Genomic DNA, 20,703 nt, shown 5'->3' on the forward strand with positions numbered 1-20,703 from the left:
AGGGCGTGTCAGGCGGCCTCAGCGGGCCGCCTGGATCGCCTGCCAGACCCGTCCCGGCGTCGCGGGCATGTTGAATTCCGACACCCCGACCTGCGCCAGCGCGTCCATCACCGCGTTCATGCCGGCGGCCAGGCCACCGACCGATCCGGCCTCGCCCACGCCCTTGACGCCCAGCGGGTTGAGGCCCGTGGGAACCTCGAAAAACCCGCAATTATAAGGCGGTAGGTCTTTGGCGCGGGGCATGGCGTAATCCATGAAGGACCCGGTCAGCAGCTGCCCGTCGCCCTCGCCATAGCGCACTTCCTCCAGGAAAATCTGGCCCAGAGCCTGCGCCACACCGCCCTGGATCTGCCCCTCCGCGATCTGCGGTTGCAGAACCCGGCCGATATCCTCGACCCCCGCATAGGCCACCACGTCGATCTTGCCCGTCTCCGGGTCCAATTCGACCTCGCAGATATGGCATCCGTTCGGAAAAGTCGGCGCCTCGGGCGAGAATTCTCCGTTTGCTTTCAGCGGGATACTCTTCTGCCCGGCGATCTTGGCGATCTCGGTCAATCCGATCTCGCGGTCGGTGCCGGCAATGCGGAAGACGCCCTCGCTGTATTCGATATCGGCGACGTCGGCCTCCAGCTCCTCACCGGCCAAGCCTTTGGCATCAGTCAGAATTTGCTCGACCGCGCCCTTCAGGGCAGACCCGCCCTTGATCATCGCGCCCGATCCGCCCATGCCACCGCCCTTGGCCATGACATCGGTATCCCCTTGCGCATACGTGATTTTTTCGGCCTCGACCTCGAACCCTTCGGCGGCCAGGTCGATCAAGGCGGTCTCAAGCCCCTGCCCCGCCGAAAACGCCCCCGCCGCGACCGAGATCGTGCCGTCCTCATGCAGTTCGATATTGGTCCAGTCGGCCCCGCGACGCCCCCACATACCGCCCGCCGTCTCGATACAGAGCGCCAGGCCAAGCCCACGGATTTTCCCTGCCGTTTCAGAGGCTTGCCTGCGCACCTCATAGTCGCCAAGGGCTCCGCGTTCCATCCCGGCATCCAGCACTTTCTCAAAGGCGCCGCTGTCGTAGCCAAAGTACCAATGCGCGGGCCACGGCATCTGGTCCTCTGCGATCAGGTTGCGGCGGCGCAATTCGAACCGGTCATGGCCCAGCTCCCGCGCGGCCTTGTCGATCAGGCTTTCGATGATGTAGGTCGCCTCCGGCCGCCCGGCCCCGCGATAGGGGGCGACGGGCACGGTATGGGTCAGGTAGGCCTCAAGTCGGCCGGCAATGACGGGCGTCGTGTAAACCCCCGCCACACCACCGAAATTCAGAACCGGCGGCAATGTCCGGGCCGAGGCATAGGCGCCTGCATTCAGCCGCAGGGCGACGGTCAGCGCGGTGAAGTTGCCCTCGTCGTCGAGGCCCAGTTCAGCGGCGAATTCCAGGTCGCGCCCGCCTTCGTCGGACAGGAAATCCTCGCTCCGATCCGCACGCCAGCGCACCGGGCGATCCAGCTTGGTCGCGGCCCAGAAGGTCAGCATCTCCTCGCGCAGGGGGCCGGATTTCATCCCGAAGGCCCCGCCCACATCACCGGCAACCACCCGGATTTGCTCGATATCCTTGTTGAACGCCGCCGCCAGCGCGCCCCGCATCGCCGGCGGGTTCTGGTGGCTGGCATAAAGCGCGTAGCGTCCGCCGGGTTCCGGACGGGCCATCGCGTTGCGCGGCTCCATGGTCACGGCGGTGACCCGCGAAATCGGCGCCTCCAGCCGGACCCTGTGGGCCGAGGCCGCCAGCGTCTCTTCCGCCTTGTCCCAGTCCCCGCGGCCCCATTCCGCCGCCAGGTTGCCGGGCCGGTCCGCATGGACCAGCGGCGCGCCATCGGCCCGTGCCTCGGCGATGGTCACGATGGCCTCTCCGTCCTCGAGGTCGGGCATCACCGCTTCAGCGCCATCCATCGCGGCCTCGCGGGTTTCGGCGATGACCATGGCCAACGGTTCCCCGACGAACCGCGCATGGCCCGAGGCCAGAAGCGGCCGCGGGGTTTCCGTCCATTCCTTGCCGTCCGGGCCTTTCAACGCCATCGGCGTCGAAACCGGGCCAATGCCATCGGCCTCAAGGTCCGCAGCCGTGTAAATCGCAATGACGCCAGGCAGTTGCAGGGCATCTTCGGTGTCGATCTCTCCGACCGTCGCGGCGCCGTAGGGCGAGCGGACGAAAACGGCCCAGAGCGCATCCTCCACTCGAAGGTCATCGGTGTAGCGGCCCTGCCCCGTCGTCAGGCGATGATCTTCGATGCGCCCTTTCCGGATCGTATCGTGCTTGGTCATGGAGTTCTCCTTTTCCCGCCGCAGCGGCTGAGCTGGCCCGCAATACATGCCCGGGTCACGTTACTCATCTCCGCCCGGGGGTCAAACGGTAGGATTGCAAACAGTTTACAATATGAAGGTCCGCCGCAGCGATGCCCGCCGACGCGGCACAGCTCACAGGACCTTCTCCTGCAGGGCTTCCAGCGCCTGCCTGGCTTCCTGCATCAGCTGATCGACGATCTCTCCGGCGCCGAGCCCCGCATCGGCATGGGCGATGGCGGCGGAACAGGACATCAGCCCCTTGTCCATCTCGCCGGTGCGATAGGCGTGTTCACGGGCATAATTGCCTTTCACCAGCTCACCGAAATCCGAATGGGTCACGGGCTGGCCGGTCATGGCCAATTCCAGCCGCGCGACCTCTTTGGCGGTTTCGTTGCGCAGGACGCGCCAGGTATCCTTGATGGATTGCAGGACGGCGATCGTGTCATCCATGCCCGCCTGCGTCATGCGTTCGGTGTAGTTGGGATGGATCTCGATCTCTTTCGCAACGAGGAACCGGGTCGCCAGCACCGCCGCGTCGGCCCCCTGCGCGAGGGCGCCCAGCACCTGCCGCCCGGTGCCGATGCCACCGCCGAGAGCAACCGGAATATCGACCTCTTTCAACAGGTTGGACAACAGGATGTGGCTGGGATGCGGATTGATGCCCGGATGTCCCCCTGCCTCCATCCCGACCAGGACCAGCGCGTCGACCCCGTCCCGCGCCGCCTTGACCGCGTGGCGCAGCTGGGTGGATTTGTGCATCACCGTGCCGCCGCGCGCCTGGATGCGGCCGATCAGCTCTCCGGGATGCGATCCGGCGGTTTCGAAATGGCGGATGCCACGATCGAGCGCGATCTCCACTCCTTCTTCGACGATGTGATTGGGCCGAAACCTCGATATCGAGAAATTGACGCCGAAGGGGTGCCCCTCGGCCAGTTCGATGCACTGCTCGAGCCCCTTGGTGAAGGCGGCGCTGTCCTCGTAGCTTTTGCCGGTGAGGAAGGCCATCGCCCCGGCCCGCGCACAGGCGGCGACGAACGGCGCCTTGGACATCCACATCATGCCACCGACGATGATCGGATGCGGCACCTCGTACATCTCGGTCAGGCGGGTCTTCAGAACAGGTGTTGGCATGGCGACCCCCTAATAGCTCCGGACCATCAGAACGGTCGCATCAGCGCCTCCCACACGATCCGATGCAATCTCCTGATATTCCGGAGAGGTCTGGAAGGTCATGGCTGAGTCCCGGTCAGGGAATTCCAGAATGACCACCTTGTCATTCGGCCAGTCGCCTTCCAGCACCTGCGCCTCTTCCTCGGCCGCGACCAGCCGTCCGTTGAACTTGGCAAAGACCGGCGCAAAGGCGTTCTGGTACCGTCGATACCGGGCCTCGTCCGTGAACTTCAGCTGCGCAATGATCATCACCGGCATCTCAGACCCCCCGGAAGACGGGTTTGCGCTTCTCCACGAAGGCTTTCATCCCCTCGCTCCGGTCTTCGGATTGCAGCACGATCGCCGCGTTGAGCCGTTCATATTGCAGCCCTGCCTCCAGCCCGACCTGAAGGCCCGTATTGACCGCGCCCTTGATGAAGCTGACCGACAGCGGCGGTTTCTCGGCGATCCTGTCGGCCAGCTCAAGCGCGGCGTCCATCAGCTGTGCCCCCGGCACGACCTTGTTGACCAGGCCATGGGAAAGCGCCTCGGCCGCGTCTATGTGACGGCCGGTGAACATCAGTTCCTTGGCCAGCGGCGCACCGACGAGGCGCGGCATGCGTTGCGTGCCGCCAGCCGCAGGGAAGGCGCCGAGATTGACCTCGGGCAGGCCCATCTTCGCGTGGTCGGCGGCAATGCGGATATCCGTGGACAGCGCGATTTCCATACCGCCGCCAAGGGCATAGCCGTTGATCGCACCGATGACGGGGCGTTCGAAATTCTCGATCAGCAGGGTCAGGTCGTGGGTGTATTTCTGCTTGGCGTAATACTCCGCCAACGGCAGCTTGTTGGCCGCGCGTTCCTTGATATCCGCCCCGGCGCAGAACGCCTTGTCACCGGCGCCGATCAGGATCACGCAGCGCAGGTCGCGGTCTTCCAGCAGCTTGTTCTGGAACAGGTCCCAGAGGTCGGGCTTCATCGTGCCGCCCAGGGTGTTCATCCGGTCGGGACGGTTCAGCGTGACGATTGCCACGCCGTTGTCGCGACGCTCCACCAGAAGGGTTTCGTACTCGTACATCTCAGACCTCTTTCTGCAGGATATGGGCGATGGCGATGGAGCCGAGGCCGATCATGTGGGCCATGCCGATTTTTGCGTCCGGTTGCTGCCGTTCGCCGTTGCGCCCGCGCAATTGGTTCACGATTTCATGGATTTGGCCGATGCCCGTGGGCCCCAGGGGATGGCCCTGCCCGATCAGCCCGCCCGAGGAATTGACGCAGCATTGCCCGCCGATGGCCGAACCGCCGGCGCGCAGGAAATGCTGGCCCTCGCCCTTGGGGGCCAGGCCGAAGGTTTCCGTGTAAAGGATTTCCTCGATGGCGAAGGCGTCGTGCAGTTCCACGCAATCCAGATCGGCGGCCGTGATGCCGGCCTCCTGGTAGACCATCTCGGTCACCTCCTGGGCCAGGGTGACCGACGGAATCTCCCGCCCCTGCTGCGGTTTCTCCGATTGCAGGGCAGAGGCCGTGACGCGGATCGGTTCGGCGGTGATGCCGAGGCGCCGGATGGCCTCTTCGGAGCAGACGATGGCGGCAGCGGCGCCTTCGCCGCGCGGGCAGCACATCAGCGACGTCGTCGTCCCCGCCACAGTATTGGCGGCCAGAACCTGTTCCACGCTGCGCGGTTTCTGGAACTGCGCAAAGGGGTTCTTCGAGGCGTTGGTGTGGTTCTTGGACGCAACCAAGGCGAGGTCCTCGCCGGTCAAGCCCTTCTCCTTGCTCAGGTATTCCGCCATGATCGCGTATTTCACCAGCGGGATCGCGGCCGTGTCGGACAGGCGGTTCACGGCCTCCTTGCTGACGGCGCGCACCTGGTCGCCGTACTTGTCCACTCCGACGGCAATCGACACGTCCCGGCGGCCAAGCGCGACTTCGTGCACCGCCATCTGGAACGCCGACGACCCCGAGGCGGAGGCATTTTCCACCTGCGTACAGGCCAGCCCGGTCGATCCGAGATGGTTGAACATGATCCGCCCGGCGGCCATGCCAATGCCGGTGCAGCCGATATAGGCGCTTTCAACCTCGGGAAAGGCGATGCCGGCATCCTTCAGCGCCGCGCGCACCGCCGTCAGCCCCATGTCGATATAGAGCGTATCCGACACGAACTGGTATTTGTGCATGCCGACGCCGATCACGTAGACGGGCCGTGCCTCTTTCAGGGTCACCATGGTTCAGCCCTCCGCCGGTGCGAAACGGCAGGCGATCATCGTCGCCTCGCCCTTGGTGATCTCGACCGGCACCGCCTGCAGCATCATGCCGTCGGAATATCGCTCCTCGGTCCCGTCCAGCATGATCTCTTCGATCATGCCCGGTGCGATCTCGGCCTCGCCGACAACGACGGGCGGCGTCATGCCGGGGATCAGCTTCGTATGGATGGTCAGGAAGGTCAGCAATTGCGCCCGCCCGTCCATCATCTCCTCGCTCACCTGGTCGGGTTCGGCACCGCATTTGGGGCAGCCATAGCGCGTCAGCGGGAAGCTCAGCTCTTTGCAGCTGGCACAGCGACCGCCCCGCAGGACCAACGTCCTGCCATCCTCGCTGAGCCGGTACAGGTCCGGTTTCTCCAGCTCCATATCGGGGCCCTCCTCCTTCGCCTCGACAAAACTTACTTAACAGTAGAATTTAGATCACACCTTCGCAATCTTAAAATATTGCCTTTTTAATTATCAGATGGCAGCTTGTTGAACAGCAAGTAAGTATTTGAACCTGGAGGAGAGGTTTCATGGACATGAATTTACAAGGTCGAGTCGCGGCCATCACCGGCGGCGGCGGCGCAATCGGCCGCGCCTCGGCCAAGATGCTGGCGGCAGAGGGCGTGGCTGTGGCCCTGCTTGATCTGAGCGAGGAGGCCATGGCCGATGCCAAGGCCGAGATCGAGACCGACGTGAGCGGCGCCAAGGTGCATACCCATCTGTGCGACGTCACGGATGTCGACAGCGTGAAAGCCGCCTTTGACAGCACCGTGGACGCCCTTGGCCCGGTGGATATCCTGGTGAACAATGCCGGCTTCGCCCGCGACAAGTACATGACCAAGATGGTCGAGGAAGACTGGGACATCATCCATGCGGTGGTGCTGAAGGGCGCGTTCAATTGCTGCCGCGCCGTCCTGCCCACGATGATGGAGCGGAACTGGGGCCGCATCGTCAACATGTCCTCCATGGCCAAGGAGGGGAACAAGGGGCAGACGAATTACTCGGCCGCGAAGGCCGGGTTGGTCGGCATGACCAATGCGCTGGCGCGCGAGGCGGGGCCGTTCAACATCACCGCCAACGCGATCGCTCCGGGCTTGGTGGCGACACCGCGGCTGAAGGCGCGGCCCGATTTCGACAAGCTGGAGGCGCGGGCAAAGACGCTGACGCCCCTCCCCCGGCTGGCCGACGAATATGACGTGGCGCGGATCGTGCTGTTCTTCTGCTCCGAACTGGCGGATTTCATCACGGCGCAATGCCTGAACGTCAGCGGCGGTCGCTGATCGCGCCCCGAACCGGCAGGCTGGCGCGCGCCGATCCCTATCCGCGCGCCGCCCCTGCATTCAGTATGTTCCGTCCGACACGTTCAGATCGGGGGCGGAGGGACTGATCGGACCCATTCCGTGCAGGCGCACCGGAAACGGCGTGATCGGGCCGGCATCGCTGTCGATCATCAGGCCACGGGCCTTGAAATGCGCGCTTTTTGCCGCTTCGTCGACCCCGAGGACCGGAGAGGCCGGAACATCGTGCTTTTCGAACAGCTCCATGGCCGCGTCGCGGGTCATCGGAGCGATTTGCTGGGCGAGACGGGCGTTGATTGCCTCTGCCTCGGCCCGCCTGCGCTCCAGCGCGTCGTAATCGGGCGTATCGAACGGCCCCATATCCAGCGCCGCGCAGGTGTTTTTCCAGAAATGCGTCTCGAGCGAGGCGACGGAGACCGCGCCATCCACGCAGGCGAACACGCCATAGGCCGGGCGCACCAGCGCGACACGGCGCTGCGCCTCAAGGTCGTGGATATCGCCGTGATTGTACGGACCACGCCGGGTGTTGACCCAATGCGCCAAGCAATCGGTGATCGACAGATCGATATGCTGCCCCTCGCCGGTTCGGTCACGCTGGATGATCGCCGCGAGGACCGAGGACAGCCCGTAAAGGGCCCCGCCCAGATCGGCGACCGGCAGGCCGAACGTGTGTTCCGGCGCGCCGTCCGGCGTCCCGCAAAGCGATGTCACCCCGGCCAGCGCCAGGTAGTTCAGGTCATGCCCCGGCGCCTTCACCCAGGGGCCGGTCGCGCCGAATCCCGACATCGAAATATAGACGCAGCCCGGATTGACGGCGCGCACCTCCTCCCACCCCAAGCCCAGGCGATCCATCACGCCGGGACGGAAGCCTTCGATCATCACGTCCATCTGTTGCACAAGGTCGAGCGCCCGGGCACGGTCGGCATCAAGTTTCAGGTTCAGTGCCAATGAGCCCTTGCCTCGGTTAACCAGCTTGAACAAGCCGGGGGAGGATCGGCGTAGCCCATCTCCATGCTCCGGCCGCTCGACCTTGACAACCTCTGCCCCCATCTCGGCCAAACACTGGCTTAGAAACGGTCCGGGCAGAAGCTCGGAAAAATCAATAACTTTAAGGCCTTCCAGGGGAAAGCTCATGCTTTCACCACGATGACGGCGTCCAGCGCCATCACTCCTTCTCCTTCGGCACCGACCCAGACGGGGTTGATATCCAACTCCTCCACCCGGTCAGACTGCGCCGCCACGTAATCCGAAACCTTGACCACCAGCCCGGCCAGGGCATCGAGATCACGTGGCGGCTGACCGCGATAGCCCGTTAAAAGCTTCGCGGATTTCAATTGATTGACCATTTGCAACGCCTTGGCCTTGGTGACCGGCAACATGGTGCGGGTCACGTCCTGGAACATCTCGACATAGATGCCGCCCAGACCGAAGGTCATGACATGGCCGAAAACGGGGTCGCGGGCGACGCCGACGAAAGCTTCAACCCCACCGTGTGGCGCCATCGGTTCGATCAGGACCCCGTCGAGCGTCGCGTCCGGATGTTTGGATTTCACATTTGCGATAATTTCACTGTGGATAACGCCAGAATTATCCACATCCACATTCAATTTCACACCACCGGCATCGGATTTGTGAGTGATCTGGCCCGACACGATCTTCATCGCCAGGGGGCCGCCCATCCGGGCCGCGATCTCCTCGGCCTCACGCGCGGTGGTTGCAAGCTCGGGCGCTGCAGCGGGAATGCCGGCGGCGGCCAGTTCGCGCTTGCCTTCGATCTCGGTCAGGGTGCGGGTCAGCGTGTCCACGGCGCCGGCGCCCGCGTCGATCACGGCGGGCCGCCAACTGGCATCGCGGCTGGCCAGCCAGCTGCCATAGTCGATCCAGCGCCGCAGCGCCTTGCGCATGTTGCGCAGCGACCGCATCGGCGTCAGCCCACCCTCGGCAAGGGTGTGATAGCCATCCCCCTGCCGTTCCGACATCCAGATCGGCACGATCGGCACGTCGGTCTGGGCCTGAACGGCGATCAGTGACTCGCCGTTGATGACCGAGTAATTGCCGTAATCCATCGGCAGCGGTGCCAGGACCAGGCCGACATTCGCATCCGTCGCCGTCGCCAGCAGCGCATCGCGATAGGCGTCGGGGTGCGAGATCGAGATCGAGGTCGTGTCGACCGGATTGCCGATGGCCGCGTAATCCGGCAGGCCGTCCGCCAGGCGCTGCGTCGTTTCGGGCGTGAAGGTGGCCAGTTCCAGCCCCCCTGTCCCGACATTGTCGGCGCAGAGCGACGCTGCCCCGCCGGACGAGGCGAAGATGGCGATCTTTTCGTCGCCCGTGGGCAGTTTCCGCGCCAGCAATTGCGCCACGTCGACCAGTTCGTCCAGGTCGTCCACCTCGATCACGCCGAGGTCGCGGAAGACGGTCGCGTTCACCTCGGCCGATCCGGTGATGGAGGCAGTGTGCGATGCGGCCGCCTTGGCCCCGTATTCGGACCGCCCGACCTTGAGCCCCACCACCGGCTTGCCCATTTCGGCCGCCCTGAGGCAGGCCGCGGCAAAGCGCGGGCCGTCCTTGAAGCCCTCGATCAGGCAGCCGATCACCTTGACCTCGGGATCGCCGGCCATGTGGTGGATGAAGTCGGCCACCTGCAGATCGCATTCGTTCCCGGTCGACGCCCAGTTGGTGAAGCCGACGCCCCGATCCTTGTGCTGGACCATGTTGCGCCCCAACCCGCCGCCCTGCGTCGCCAGCGCAATGGAACCGGGGGCAATATCGTTGCGGTAAGCGGGCGAAAAGCTCATGCCGAGGGGCATGTTGAAGTTCACCAGCCCAGGGCAGTTCGGCCCGTAGATGCGGATGCCGGTGCGCTGCGATATCTCGACCAGCTTGGCCTCTTCCGCGCGGCCCCAATCATCGGCTTCGGAAAACCCGGAGGTCAGGATGACCGCAAACTTCACCCCCATTTCGCCTGCCTGTTCGACCGCCTCGCGCACGAACTTGGCCGGTATGACCACCAGGATGACGTCCACCGGTTCCGGCAGCGACGCAACATCGGGAAAACAGGTCAGCCCCATGACGTTGTCCTGCTTGGGATTCACCGGGTAGAGTTTCCCTTTGAAATCAGAGAACTCCATGATGTTCTTCATCGCGTGATTGCCAATGGAATGCTCTTTTTCCGACGCCCCGATCACCGCCATGGAGCGTGGGGCGAAAAGATGCGTGAGGTCGGGGAACGCGTAGCCTGTTGTCATGTCCTTCATCACCGCCTCCTCAAACGATGGCCGACATGCCGAGGATTTCCCGCCCGGCAATCAATGTCTGAATTTCGGATGTGCCCTCGGGGATCATGCCGCCGCGCGTGTCGCGGAAGATGCGTTCCACCGGGTAGTCGCAGGAATAGCCCAGCCCGCCATGGACCTGCAGCGCCATATCCGCGACCTCGAACGCCGCCTGGGTGGCGTAATGCTTGGCGATGGAGCAATCCTCCCGCGCCTCCTCCCCGGCATCCAGCCGAGCCGCGGCGGTGTAGCCAAGCGCGCGGGACGCCTTCACCCGCATCGTCATGTCCACGATATGCTTCTGGATCAGCTGGAAGGACCCGATCGGCTTGCCGAACTGCTTGCGCGTCTTGGCGTATTCGATCGACAGGTCCAGCGCCGCCTGCGCCTGCCCGACCGCACCCATGGCGATGTTGACCCGCGCGGTGTTCAGCCCGGCCAGCGTGCCGGCCAGTGCCGCACCTTCGGGGCCGACGCGGTTTTCCTCGGGCACCTTCACGTCGTCGAACTCGAGCTCTGCCGTGCCGGTGGGCCGCAGGACCATCTTTTCGACCTTGCGGGCGGAAAAACCCGGCATGTCCTTTTCCACGATGAAGGTCGACAGCTCTCCGTCGCAGGTGTCGGAATAGGTCTTGGCCACCATCAGGCAGATATCGGCATTGACGCCGTTGGTGATCCACAACTTGCGGCCCGAGATGTGGTAATAGCCATCCTTCAGCACCGCCCGCGCCTCGATCCCGCGGACATTCGATCCGACATTGGGTTCGGTCAGGCCGGTGCAGGTCTTCAGCTTGTTCTGCAGCAGTGGAGCGAGGTATTTCTCCTTCTGCAAGTCGCTGCCGTAATTGGACAATTTCTGGATGGAGCCGTTGGTGATATTGACGATGGTCCGCAAGGACCCCCAGCAATAGCCAGCGCTTTCCATCATCATCGCCCAGGTCACGTAAGGCAGGTCAAACCCGCCATCGGCCTCGGGGATCTTGCCGCCGAGATAGCCGAACTCCTTCAGGTCATCGAGGATTTCGAAGGGAAAGGTCGCGGATTTCTCGTGGTCGACAATGCGCGGCGTCACGTTGGCGGCCAGCCACTTGTCGATCTGGTCCTTCAGCATCTGCTGTTCGGTATCAAGCACGGCAGACATCAGATCATTGCCTCGTAGAGTTTGGTGATATTTTCGGCCGGCATGTCCCGCCCGTTGCGCTGCGTCGCCTGGCTGAGCAGCGCCATTTCCGTCAGGCGCGGGATCTGGCTGCGCTCCAGCCCGTAATCCGCCAGCGTCGCGGGCGCCTCGGTCAGCGAGGCAAGGTCGAGCGCTGCATCGTAGATCGCCTCGCAGGCTTCGCGGTCATCGTCGGAAGCGGTCAGGCCCAGGCGTCGGGCGGCCAGGGCGTACCGCCCCGACAGAGTTTCGAAATTGTAGCGCAGCACATGCGGCAGAAGCGTCGACAGCACCTGCCCGTGCACGGTCGAGGCCACGCTTTCCACCGGCGTGCACAGCCCGTGGATGCCGTCGACCCCCTTTTGACCGATGCAGAAACCGCCGAGATATGATGACATCATAACACCTGCGCGGGCATCAAGATTTGAAGGCTCTTCCACTGCAGTTCGCAGGTGCTGGATCGACAGGCGCATGGAGGCCAGGGCAAGCTCGTCCGCGATCGGGTTGACCTGGTTGTTGGTGAAGGCGCCGATGGCGTGGGCGAAGGCGTCGAAGCCAGTGCAGGCGGTCATGCCGCGGGGCAGCGACAGGGTCAGTTCGGGGTCCATGACCACGGTGGTCGGCTGCAACAGCCGCCCGCGGATCACGAATTTGCGTTCAGGGCTCTTCAGCACCGCGCCCAGCGAACATTCCGACCCGGTGCCCGAGGTGGTCGGCAATGCGTAGAACGGTGGCACCGCCCGGTCCGATTTGTCGACGTCACGCTGGAACGAGGCAAAGGCCTCCTCCCCCGTCAGGATTTCCGCCATCGCGCCCTTGGCCGTGTCGATGCTCGACCCGCCGCCAAGCGCGATCAGCGCGTCGTAGGATCCGGCCTGCCACATCTCGCGGGCTTCGCGGACATTGGCGGTGGTCGGGTTTGGATTGACGCCGGTATAGGCGTCATGCGCCACACCGGCGCGATCCAGGGCGGAGGTGACCCGCCCCAGAAGGCCCGCAGCCTCCACCCCCGCATCGGTGACGATCAGGGCGGCATTCTGACCACGTGTGGCCAGGACATCGCCCAGTTGATCGACACGGCCTGCGCCGAACAGCGCATCGCCGGGCCAGTTGAGGGTGAAGGTTGCGGATAGTGTCATGGTCTCACCTGCTGAAGAAAAGTTCAGGAAGATAAAGCGCGATCCCGGGGAACAGGATGATCAGCAGAACCCCGATCAGGGTCACGATCACGTAAGGAATCACGGAGGCGTAGATATCGCCCATGGTCACGCCCGGCGGTGCCACACCCTTCAGGTAGAAGAGGTTGAAGCCGAAGGGCGGGGTCATGTAGCCGACCTCCATCATGATGATGAAGAGGATGCCGAACCAGATCGGGTCGAAGCCCGACGCCTGCACCACCGGAAGGAAAACCGGCAGCGTGATCAGCATGATACCGACCGGGTCCAGCACCATCCCGAAGAGGAACAGCACGAACAGCATGAAGGCCAATGCGCCCCATTTGCCGCCCGGGATATAGGCCATCAGGTCCGAAATCAGCGATTGCGCCCCAAGCGCCGTATAGGCGGTCGAGAAGGCATGCGCCGCGAACAGGATCCACATGACCAGCGCGGTCAGCTTCAGCGTCGCGATGGCCGCCTCGTGGATGACCTTCCAGGACAATTGCCGGTTCACCGCCGTTGCAAACAGCGCGCCGAAAACACCGACGGCGGCCGCTTCGGTCGGGGTTGCGAACCCGCCGAAGATGGCACCCAGAACGATGACCACGATCATGATCGGCAGGATCACCGCCTTGAGCGACCGCAGTTTTGGCCCCCAGCCTGCGCGCTCCTCTTTCGGAAGCGCGGGGCCCATATGCGGCTGCAACCAGCAGCGCACGCCGATATAGATCGACACCAGTACGAAGAGCGTGAGGCCCGGCCCGATCCCGGCTGCGAACAGACGGCCCACCGACACTTCGGTCAGCAGCGAGTAAAGCACCATCAGGATCGACGGCGGGATCAGGATGCCCCAGCCCCCGCCGGCGTTGATGGCCCCCAAGGCAAGTTTTTTATCGTAACCCCGCTCCAGCATCTTGGGCAGGGCGATGGTGCCCATGGTCACGACCGCCGCGCCGGAAATCCCGGACATGGCAGCGAAGATCACGCAGATCAGCACGGTCCCGATGGCCAGACCGCCACGAAGACCGCCCCACCAGACGTGCATCATGTCGTACAAGTCATTGGCGACCCCTGATTTTTCCAACAGGATCGCCATGAACACAAAGAGCGGGATAGCCATGAGCGTGGGGTTCGCCATGGCGTCCCACATCTTGGAGCCGATCAGGTAGAACCCGATCGTGCCCATCTCGTACCACAGGAATGCAGCCGAAATACCGCCCAGCACGAAGACCAGCGGGGTCCCGATCAGGACGAAGAAAAGAAGGGCGCCGAAGAAGATCAGCGTCAGAAGTTCGACACTCATACCTCGGCCTCCTCACCATGCGGGGTTTCATCGGGCGCCTGGACGCCAAAGACGTCCTCCGGCACCGGAAGGCCCATCAATATGCGGATATCGCCCCACAGACGCACGAAGCCCTGCAGCAGCAGAAGCGCCGCGGCGACCGGGATCAGCGATTTCGTGGGCCAGAGATAGGGTTTCCAGAGCGAGTTCGATCGCTCCATGTCCTCGATGGCTTCCAGCGCGATCTTGAACCCTTCCCAGAACAGGATCCCGACGAAGAAGATGAAGAGCGGCCAGGTCAGAAGGTCGATCAGCGCTTTCTTCTTCTGGCTGAAGCTGCCGTAGAAGATGTCGACGTTCACGTGTCCCCGTTCGGCCAACAGGTAGCCGCCCCCGAGGATCGCGTAGCCACCAAAGATCAGGACGGCCAATTCGGCAGTCCAGATCGCGGGGGCCCCAACGACGTAGCGCATGACCACATCGGCCAGCAGAAAGACGAAAAGGATCAGAACGGCGAGGGACACCCACCTTCCGATCCAACGGTTAAAGCTCGTGATGGCACGGGCGACCTGAAACATTCTCTGAATTCCCGAAAGCATGCAGTGCCGCATCGGACCCGCCCGACAGGAGGCAGATCCGCAAAGCACTGGCAGTCATGTCGTGATGGGGCCGCGAAGGATGCCGCGGCCCCGGATGCGGACTTAGAGGTAGCCGAGATCCGACATCAGGCCGGTATAGGCCGCATGCGCACGCTCTGCGATTTCGCCCTTGGCCTTTTCCTTCTCGAGGATTTCGGTCGAGGCTTTCGCGAACATCTCCAGCACGTCGTCCGGCAGCTGCATCACTTCAACGCCGTTCTCTTCCATGCCCGAGGACAACGCGATGGCTTCCTTGTGCATGTATTCGGCCGAGCGGCGGAAGAAGCGGATTTCCATCAGGTCGAGGATCGCCTGGCGCAGGTCTTCGTCCAGCCCCTGCAGCTGTTCCTCGTTCAAGATGAACGCGTCGATGGTAAAGCCGAGTGCGGGCTTGCAATGGTATTTGCAGACCTCCCACAGCGACATCGACTTCGCACCGATGGCCGCACCCCAATGCGCGCCGTCCACCACGCCCGAGCTGAGCGACTGGTAGAGTTCGGAACCGGGGATGTATTGCGGGGCTGCACCCGCTGCCGCCAGGTAGTCCAGCATCGTGCCCGAGGACCGGATCTTGAGCCCCTGGAAGTCGGCCGCGCTTTCGATCTTCTTCGAAACGACCATTTCCGTCGGGTAGGACTTCTCGGACATCAGGCGGACGCCGTCGGGAATCAGTTCCTCGTTGACCATGTCCTCGATCCCGAGGTTCTTGGCCGCCTGCTGCGGTTCCCAGTTCTCGCGGAAGGTGCCGGGGATGCCGTACAGGAAGCCGGCCGCCTGCGCCTTGTCGAGGATATAGGACGGCGACACCGTCCCCATCGGCACGACGCCCTTGCGGATCAGGTTGTAGATATCCGGGCCCTTGGCGAATTCGCCGGCGCCGAACAGTTCAAGCTTGAACGCGCCTTCGGTGCGTTCTTCCAGCGCGGTCGCCAGGACGCCAAGACTGTCGGTGAAGGAGCTGGACGCCTTGGGCCAGTGCGATTGCACGCGCCATGTCACCTTGCCCTGCGCGATACCTTTGCCAACAAGCGCCGGAGCGGCGAGAAATGCGGCACCCGCGCCGCGCAGCAGGGCACGACGGTTCACATTCTTAGAATTGGTCATATAATCCTCCCTAGACCATATATGGATCCGGTCGCGGCTGCATCGGCCAGGCAATCCGGATCACAGAGGGAGTACAGGATATATTTCTCCCATTGTCTCCCCCCGCAAACCGATCAGAACACTTTTTTACTCATGCGTCAATAAAATGCGCTAGGCTGCTTTTCAGTGACTCGCCGGACGAAAACCAAGCTGGGGAGTTGAAATACTTGCTGCTTCGTGCAAATTCCGCGTAGCAGAATTGATCGGATGGACCATGGCCAACTGGAATGGGGCCGTTGCCTCGCGCGAAGAGATCAGGGAATTGAAACGACGCGCCGCCCTCAAGGTCGCGGCTCGGATTTTCAATGAAAAGGGCTATCACGCCACCTCTCTCGACGAGATCGCGGACGAGATCGGGGTGACGAAGACGGCGCTCTATTATTACTTCAAGAACAAGGAACAGCTTCTCTACGAATGCCTGAAGCTGACCTATAATTGCGGCCAGACCGCCCGGCTTGAGGCCGAGGCCAAGGACGGCACAGCGTTCGAGAAATTATGCCATCTTTACAAGCGGTTCATGGAACTTCTGATGGAAGAGCGCGGCGCCTATACCACCATGGCCAACATCCGCGCCCTGCCCGCCGACCACCAATCCGAGCTGCTGGACCGGCGAAAGCACCTGGACCGCTACAGCCGCATGCTGATCGAGAAGGCGATCGAGGAAGGTGCCGTGCGCAATGTCGACGTGCGGGTGACGTCGAACTTCTTCCTCGGCGCGGTAAACTGGATCCTGCGCTGGCACACCGAGGATGACGAGATGACCCCGCAGGAGGTCTCTTCACATTTCCTCGACCTCTTCATGAACGGGATCGTGACGCGGGGCTGAACCCGCGCCGCCGCCCGCCGGGTCGCGACCTCAATTCGTGATCAGCGAATAGGAGGTGGCGATGCCGCTCTTGTTCTTCACCTCGACCGTGTAGCCTTCGGTCGCGCCGGGCCGCCAGCCGCAATAGGCGATGGCGCTGATATCGGTGTCGGAACAGACCAGCCGCCCCTGCTTGTCCCGCACGAAGACGTTCAGGTCGGCGGACGACTTGGCCCCCTCGATATAGACATCCGCATATTCGCCGCCCGTATAGGTCATGGGCGGATAGCTGTCGGTGCCCCCCGCGCGGATCGTGGTGATCGAGTAGACCTCGCCCGAGGTCACGCCCTTGGTGCCCGCAAACTTCACGTCCTCGGCCAGTTTGGCGATCACCTCGTCCCCCGGGGCCAGTTCGCGAGCCGTGTCCAGCATATCCTGCCAAGACATCAGCCGGTCATAGGTCGGGTCGGAGGGTGCGGGGCCATCCTTGACCGGTTCGACATCGACGCGGCGCGCCAGCACCGACTTGCGCAGCCGCGCGGCGGCAATCGCCAGCATCGGGTCCTTCAGGTCCACCGCGGCCTCGTAGAGGCGGGCCGACAATTCGGCGTTGCGCACGGGGTTCGCGGACAGGGTCGTCGGCAGCAGGATCAACGCCGACAGGCTCAGCGCGGACAGGGTTGATAGGCGGCAGCTCATATCGTTTCCTCCAGGTCACTTGCGCTGATAATGCGAAGCAGGAATAAGATTTCAAAGGATTTCTTCCGGATCGGGCCAGTATGACGACACTTGTCACATGAACGACCCCGCCGCCTGGGGTAGGCCTAGAGGAAACGAAACGGACAACCGCATGCAATCGAGCAGAGTTTGGAGCCTCACCGCCCTCGCCGCCTGCCTGGGCCTTCTGATCGGCGCCTGGCTGGTCCGCGATCCGCAACGGGACGGCGAGGCGATCCGCAGCGCCCTGAACGCCACCCTCGTGCTGCGCCACGCCGAGAACGGGGCTTTCCTCGGCTCCGGCACGTTGTGGCGGCGCGGCGATGTCGCGCTGACCAATGCCCATGTCGTGGCCGGGCAGGATCGCCTGCAGGTCGTGACGCGGGACGGCGAGAGGGTGATGGCCCGCGTAGCCGCCCGCGACAGCGACCGGGACATCGCGATGCTGCACCTCGACACCCGGCTGGATGGCGGGTTGAAGCCCGGTGACGCTCCGGCCACCGGCGACGCGATCTTTGCCACAGGCGCACCACTTCAGACCGAGTTCACGGCGACGCGTGGCATCATCTCGTCCACCGGGCGGCAGGTTTTGCCCTCGGTCCCCGTGCGTTATCTGCAGCACGACGCGGCGATCAATCCCGGATCCTCCGGCGGACCGCTGGTCGATCGGTCGGGGCGGCTGATCGGGCTGAATTCCCGCATCGCGGACGGGTCGCGCTATTTCGTGGGGATCAGTTATGCCATCCCCGCCGACATCCTGGACGCCTTCGCCGAGGGCGACCTGCCCGCCCTGCCCGATCTTGGCCTCGCCCTGCGCCCCATCGACGCCGGCATCGCCCGCGCGCTCGCGGTGCCCGAAGGACGTGGCCTGCTGGTCGATGACGTTGCCCCCGGCGGCGCGGCGGCCCAGGCGGGTCTCGAACCCGGCGATATCCTCCTGCAGGCGGCGGGCACCACGCTGAACCAGCCCGGCACGCTCTCCATGACGCTGGCCGAGGCCGGGGACAGCGCGCGCCTCGACATCGCCCGCGGGGAGCAACAACTGAGCATCGACCTGCCCCTCACCCCGAAACCGCAGGCCGACACGATCCAGACCGCGCAACGCGCCGCCCCGACCCCGCGCCCGATCGCAGCTTTCGGCGTCACCCTCGCCGCAGACGGCACCGTCGACCAGATCGACGAAACCGGCGCCGCCTATGCCGCAGGCCTTGCCCAGGGCGATGTGATCGAGGCAATTGACGGCGTCCCCTTCTCCGATCCCGATTTCAGCGTCGCCCCTCCGGCCCTGCTGCGCCTGCGCCGGGGCGACAGCCACCTGCACATTCTGCTAGACCCGTCGCGTCGCACGATGCGGCCGCTGGGGGGGGCCAATGCGCTCGACCCCGACGTGACCCTGTTCTGATCCGAAGGACATATCGCCATGACCGACCTTCCCCGCATCCTGATCGTCGAGGATGACAGCGTCGCCGCAGAGGCGCTGGCCCAGGCCGTGCGCGATATCGGGGCGGCCCCGACCATCCAGACCACCTTTCCCGCCGGCATCGCCGAGGCCGAGACCGGCGCCTACGGAGTCATCGTCTTCGACCGCATGCTGCCCGGCGGTGACGGGATCGACGCGATTGCCAAGCTGCGCGCGGCCGGGTCCACGGCGCTGGTCATGGTCGTATCGGCCCTGGGGCGCGCCGCCAACAAGATCGAGGGGCTGGAAAAGGGCGCGGACGATTACCTGGCCAAACCCTTCGACCCCGACGAGCTGCGCGCCCGGCTCCGTGCCCTGCTGCGGCGGCAGGCGATGCAGGTGCTGGACAACGATCTTGTCACCTTCGGCGATCTGCAAATCCGCATGAAGGCCCGCACCGTGCATGCCGGGCAGACCCATATCGCCGTCAGCCCCAAGGAATTCGAGCTGATTTCCTATTTCGCCCGCAATGCCGGGGACGTGGTCACGCGGATGCAACTGCTTGAAAACGTGTGGAACCTGCATTTCGATCCGGGCACAAACGTGGTGGATGTGCATGTGGGACGCCTGCGGCGCAAGCTGGAACAGGCGCTTGGTCATCCGGCGATCCACACCGCGCGCGGCGAGGGCTATGTCTTTGACCCCGCCCCGCAATAAACGCCGTCGCCTGACCTTGGCCCGATCCGCCAGCCTGCGCATGACGCTGCTGGTGGCCGGTGGGATCATCCTGCTGTCGCTGGGGGCCATGGCGCTGCAATACCGGGTCACCGCCGCCTCGCTGCAGACCCGCCAGGCCGAGCTTCTGGCCGCCGACCTGGAAAGCTTTGCCGCCATCTATGAACAGCGCCGCATCCCCGCCCTGCGAGAGGCGGTGGAGTTCCGCGCCCGGTCCACCCCGCCCGGTACGGCCTTGTATTTACTGCAGGATCGCAACGGCACGACGCTTGCCGGCAATGCCGCCGCCTGGCCCGACGGGGTCGAGACGACGGGCGACGGCTTCGCCTCCGAACCACAGCAGAGCTACATGTTGCCCGGCCCCGCAGGCCCCGTCACCTATCGGGGCGTCGCGCGCACCCTGCCCGGCGGGTTTCCCTTCCTGGCCGCCCGCGCCGAGACGCCGGCGCTGGCCACCCTGACCGATCTGCGGCGGCTGATCTGGCAGGTCGGGATCGGGCTGGTCGTGCTGTCGCTGCTGGCCGGGTGGCTGGTCAGCCGGTTTACCCTGGGCCGGATCGCAAGGCTGAATTCCCTGGCCGACCGCGTGGCCGAAGGCGACCTGGCCGCCCGCCTGCCCGGCCCCAGATCGGGTGACGAATTCGGCGCCCTGGAAGCCCATGTCCACGCCATGCTGGACCGGATCGAAACGCTGGACCGCGCCCGCCAGCGCCTGGCCGACATGATTGCCCACGAGTTGCGCACGCCCCTGAACCGCATCCGGCAGCGCCTGTCGTCCCTGACCGGTCAGGACGAGGCGTTGGAGCGGATCGACGCCGACATGGCCTCCACCATCCGGATCTTCGACAGCCTGCTCGACATCTCCTCGGCCGAGGCCGCGCGAGGGCAGCGGCCCGGGCTGGTCCCGGTCGATCTGTCCGCCCTGACCGCCGAGGTGGTGGAGTTGTACGAACCATTGGCCGAAGACGGCGATATGACCCTAACCGGCGATATAACCCAAGGATGCCAAATACTTGGCGAACGGAACCTGGTGGCGCAGGTGCTGTCGAACCTGATCGACAACGCGATCAAGTATTGCCATCCCGGCGATGCGATCCGGGTCAGCCTGCACCTCGACGGCGACCGCATCCGCATGGTCATCGCCGATACCGGGCCGGGCGTGCCCGAAGACCTGCGCGCCAATGCGTTCGAGCTGTTCACCCGGGCCGAACGCGACGCGGACAAGGCGGGGCATGGGCTGGGCCTGGCGCTGGTGCGGGCCATCGCGACGCGCCACGGGGCCAGGATCGACCTGCCCGCGACCGAAAAAGGTTTCAGAATCGAAATCGCCTGGCCTATGCTTCACGACACCTGATCG

At 64.2% G+C, this 20,703-nt stretch carries 19 protein-coding genes; 5 read left to right on the forward strand and 14 right to left on the reverse strand.

What is annotated here, in order from left to right; genetic code table 11:
* Positions 1 to 18 precede the first annotated feature (18 nt).
* The 6 genes from ATO9_RS09775 to ATO9_RS09800 form a co-directional block, all read right to left on the reverse strand.
* Entirely contained in the window at positions 19 to 2,319 is a 2,301-nt protein-coding gene (locus ATO9_RS09775) for a xanthine dehydrogenase family protein molybdopterin-binding subunit (RefSeq protein WP_043747916.1), read from the reverse strand.
* A gap of 153 nt (positions 2,320 to 2,472) precedes the next feature.
* Positions 2,473 to 3,471 (reverse strand): NAD(P)H-dependent flavin oxidoreductase, encoded by a 999-nt coding sequence (locus ATO9_RS09780; RefSeq protein ID WP_043747918.1) that lies wholly within the window; start codon positions 3,469 to 3,471, stop codon positions 2,473 to 2,475.
* A 9-nt stretch (positions 3,472 to 3,480) separates the two neighbouring features.
* Positions 3,481 to 3,768: a DUF1330 domain-containing protein gene (locus ATO9_RS09785; protein WP_043747920.1), complete on the reverse strand. Its 288-nt coding sequence runs from the start codon at positions 3,766 to 3,768 to the stop codon at positions 3,481 to 3,483.
* A gap of 1 nt (position 3,769) precedes the next feature.
* The gene (locus tag ATO9_RS09790; protein ID WP_043747923.1) at positions 3,770 to 4,567 is read right to left on the reverse strand and encodes an enoyl-CoA hydratase/isomerase family protein; all 798 of its coding nucleotides are present in this window, start codon (positions 4,565 to 4,567) and stop codon (positions 3,770 to 3,772) included.
* Between the two features lies 1 nt (position 4,568).
* On the reverse strand, positions 4,569 to 5,714 hold the full coding sequence (locus ATO9_RS09795; protein ID WP_043747926.1) for a thiolase family protein: 1,146 nt from the start codon (positions 5,712 to 5,714) through the stop codon (positions 4,569 to 4,571).
* Between the two features lie 3 nt (positions 5,715 to 5,717).
* Positions 5,718 to 6,119 (reverse strand): zinc ribbon domain-containing protein, encoded by a 402-nt coding sequence (locus ATO9_RS09800; protein WP_052418214.1) that lies wholly within the window; start codon positions 6,117 to 6,119, stop codon positions 5,718 to 5,720.
* A gap of 149 nt (positions 6,120 to 6,268) precedes the next feature.
* On the opposite strand from ATO9_RS09800, the gene ATO9_RS09805 reads away from it, so the two are divergent.
* Entirely contained in the window at positions 6,269 to 7,018 is a 750-nt protein-coding gene (locus tag ATO9_RS09805; protein ID WP_043747929.1) for an SDR family NAD(P)-dependent oxidoreductase, read from the forward strand.
* Positions 7,019 to 7,078: 60 nt separating this feature from the next.
* Here the strand turns inward: ATO9_RS09805 and ATO9_RS09810 are convergent, their stop codons facing one another.
* From ATO9_RS09810 to dctP, 7 genes are all read right to left on the reverse strand, one after another.
* Positions 7,079 to 8,170: a CaiB/BaiF CoA transferase family protein gene (locus ATO9_RS09810; RefSeq protein ID WP_043747933.1), complete on the reverse strand. Its 1,092-nt coding sequence runs from the start codon at positions 8,168 to 8,170 to the stop codon at positions 7,079 to 7,081.
* Entirely contained in the window at positions 8,167 to 10,293 is a 2,127-nt protein-coding gene (locus ATO9_RS09815; RefSeq protein WP_202902123.1) for an acetate--CoA ligase family protein, read from the reverse strand. Before ATO9_RS09815 ends, ATO9_RS09810 begins: the two co-directional genes overlap by 4 nt.
* A gap of 10 nt (positions 10,294 to 10,303) precedes the next feature.
* The gene (locus ATO9_RS09820; RefSeq protein WP_043747936.1) at positions 10,304 to 11,452 is read right to left on the reverse strand and encodes an acyl-CoA dehydrogenase family protein; all 1,149 of its coding nucleotides are present in this window, start codon (positions 11,450 to 11,452) and stop codon (positions 10,304 to 10,306) included.
* Positions 11,452 to 12,609: an iron-containing alcohol dehydrogenase family protein gene (locus ATO9_RS09825; protein ID WP_043747940.1), complete on the reverse strand. Its 1,158-nt coding sequence runs from the start codon at positions 12,607 to 12,609 to the stop codon at positions 11,452 to 11,454. Before ATO9_RS09825 ends, ATO9_RS09820 begins: the two co-directional genes overlap by 1 nt.
* 4 nt (positions 12,610 to 12,613) lie before the next feature.
* Positions 12,614 to 13,930 carry a TRAP transporter large permease gene (locus ATO9_RS09830; protein WP_043747942.1) on the reverse strand — a complete coding sequence of 439 codons (1,317 nt, stop codon included), beginning with the start codon at positions 13,928 to 13,930 and terminating at the stop codon, positions 12,614 to 12,616.
* A complete protein-coding gene (locus ATO9_RS09835; RefSeq protein ID WP_238318710.1) occupies positions 13,927 to 14,433 on the reverse strand; it encodes a TRAP transporter small permease subunit in 507 nt (168 codons plus the stop codon). The genes ATO9_RS09830 and ATO9_RS09835 overlap by 4 nt, the downstream gene beginning before the upstream one ends.
* A gap of 177 nt (positions 14,434 to 14,610) precedes the next feature.
* Positions 14,611 to 15,651: a TRAP transporter substrate-binding protein DctP gene (gene dctP / locus ATO9_RS09840; RefSeq protein ID WP_043747948.1), complete on the reverse strand. Its 1,041-nt coding sequence runs from the start codon at positions 15,649 to 15,651 to the stop codon at positions 14,611 to 14,613.
* 253 nt (positions 15,652 to 15,904) lie between these two features.
* Here dctP and ATO9_RS09845 point away from each other — a divergent pair, with 253 nt between their 5' ends.
* Positions 15,905 to 16,516: a TetR/AcrR family transcriptional regulator gene (locus ATO9_RS09845; RefSeq protein ID WP_043747951.1), complete on the forward strand. Its 612-nt coding sequence runs from the start codon at positions 15,905 to 15,907 to the stop codon at positions 16,514 to 16,516.
* 30 nt (positions 16,517 to 16,546) lie between these two features.
* Here ATO9_RS09845 and ATO9_RS09850 read toward each other — a convergent pair whose 3' ends face one another.
* Positions 16,547 to 17,194, reverse strand: coding sequence for a hypothetical protein (locus tag ATO9_RS09850; protein ID WP_043747953.1), 648 nt, complete (start codon positions 17,192 to 17,194; stop codon positions 16,547 to 16,549).
* Positions 17,195 to 17,345: 151 nt separating this feature from the next.
* On the opposite strand from ATO9_RS09850, the gene ATO9_RS09855 reads away from it, so the two are divergent.
* The 3 genes from ATO9_RS09855 to ATO9_RS23450 are packed head-to-tail and all read left to right on the forward strand — an operon-like array spanning position 17,346 to position 20,700.
* Positions 17,346 to 18,614 (forward strand): S1C family serine protease, encoded by a 1,269-nt coding sequence (locus ATO9_RS09855; RefSeq protein ID WP_043747956.1) that lies wholly within the window; start codon positions 17,346 to 17,348, stop codon positions 18,612 to 18,614.
* A gap of 18 nt (positions 18,615 to 18,632) precedes the next feature.
* Positions 18,633 to 19,328: a response regulator transcription factor gene (locus tag ATO9_RS09860; protein WP_043747958.1), complete on the forward strand. Its 696-nt coding sequence runs from the start codon at positions 18,633 to 18,635 to the stop codon at positions 19,326 to 19,328.
* The gene (locus ATO9_RS23450; protein ID WP_162183066.1) at positions 19,303 to 20,700 is read left to right on the forward strand and encodes a sensor histidine kinase; all 1,398 of its coding nucleotides are present in this window, start codon (positions 19,303 to 19,305) and stop codon (positions 20,698 to 20,700) included. The genes ATO9_RS09860 and ATO9_RS23450 overlap by 26 nt, the downstream gene beginning before the upstream one ends.
* The last annotated feature ends 3 nt before the right edge of the window (positions 20,701 to 20,703 follow it).

This window comes from Pseudooceanicola atlanticus (assembly GCF_000768315.1).
Classification (GTDB): domain Bacteria; phylum Pseudomonadota; class Alphaproteobacteria; order Rhodobacterales; family Rhodobacteraceae; genus Pseudooceanicola; species Pseudooceanicola atlanticus.

What these genes read in the sequence shown, in the direction of transcription:
- ATO9_RS09775 (WP_043747916.1), bottom strand. Translation starts at nt 2,319, where the DNA reads ATGACCAAGCACGATACGATCCGGAAAGGGCGCATCGAAGATCATCGC.
- ATO9_RS09780 (WP_043747918.1), bottom strand. Translation starts at nt 3,471, where the DNA reads ATGCCAACACCTGTTCTGAAGACCCGCCTGACCGAGATGTACGAGGTG.
- ATO9_RS09785 (WP_043747920.1), bottom strand. Translation starts at nt 3,768, where the DNA reads ATGCCGGTGATGATCATTGCGCAGCTGAAGTTCACGGACGAGGCCCGG.
- ATO9_RS09790 (WP_043747923.1), bottom strand. Translation starts at nt 4,567, where the DNA reads ATGTACGAGTACGAAACCCTTCTGGTGGAGCGTCGCGACAACGGCGTG.
- ATO9_RS09795 (WP_043747926.1), bottom strand. Translation starts at nt 5,714, where the DNA reads ATGGTGACCCTGAAAGAGGCACGGCCCGTCTACGTGATCGGCGTCGGC.
- ATO9_RS09800 (WP_052418214.1), bottom strand. Translation starts at nt 6,119, where the DNA reads ATGGAGCTGGAGAAACCGGACCTGTACCGGCTCAGCGAGGATGGCAGG.
- ATO9_RS09805 (WP_043747929.1), top strand. Translation starts at nt 6,269, where the DNA reads ATGGACATGAATTTACAAGGTCGAGTCGCGGCCATCACCGGCGGCGGC.
- ATO9_RS09810 (WP_043747933.1), bottom strand. Translation starts at nt 8,170, where the DNA reads ATGAGCTTTCCCCTGGAAGGCCTTAAAGTTATTGATTTTTCCGAGCTT.
- ATO9_RS09815 (WP_202902123.1), bottom strand. Translation starts at nt 10,293, where the DNA reads ATGAAGGACATGACAACAGGCTACGCGTTCCCCGACCTCACGCATCTT.
- ATO9_RS09820 (WP_043747936.1), bottom strand. Translation starts at nt 11,452, where the DNA reads ATGTCTGCCGTGCTTGATACCGAACAGCAGATGCTGAAGGACCAGATC.
- ATO9_RS09825 (WP_043747940.1), bottom strand. Translation starts at nt 12,609, where the DNA reads ATGACACTATCCGCAACCTTCACCCTCAACTGGCCCGGCGATGCGCTG.
- ATO9_RS09830 (WP_043747942.1), bottom strand. Translation starts at nt 13,930, where the DNA reads ATGAGTGTCGAACTTCTGACGCTGATCTTCTTCGGCGCCCTTCTTTTC.
- dctP (WP_043747948.1), bottom strand. Translation starts at nt 15,651, where the DNA reads ATGACCAATTCTAAGAATGTGAACCGTCGTGCCCTGCTGCGCGGCGCG.
- ATO9_RS09845 (WP_043747951.1), top strand. Translation starts at nt 15,905, where the DNA reads ATGGCCAACTGGAATGGGGCCGTTGCCTCGCGCGAAGAGATCAGGGAA.
- ATO9_RS09850 (WP_043747953.1), bottom strand. Translation starts at nt 17,194, where the DNA reads ATGAGCTGCCGCCTATCAACCCTGTCCGCGCTGAGCCTGTCGGCGTTG.
- ATO9_RS09855 (WP_043747956.1), top strand. Translation starts at nt 17,346, where the DNA reads ATGCAATCGAGCAGAGTTTGGAGCCTCACCGCCCTCGCCGCCTGCCTG.
- ATO9_RS09860 (WP_043747958.1), top strand. Translation starts at nt 18,633, where the DNA reads ATGACCGACCTTCCCCGCATCCTGATCGTCGAGGATGACAGCGTCGCC.
- ATO9_RS23450 (WP_162183066.1), top strand. Translation starts at nt 19,303, where the DNA reads ATGTCTTTGACCCCGCCCCGCAATAAACGCCGTCGCCTGACCTTGGCC.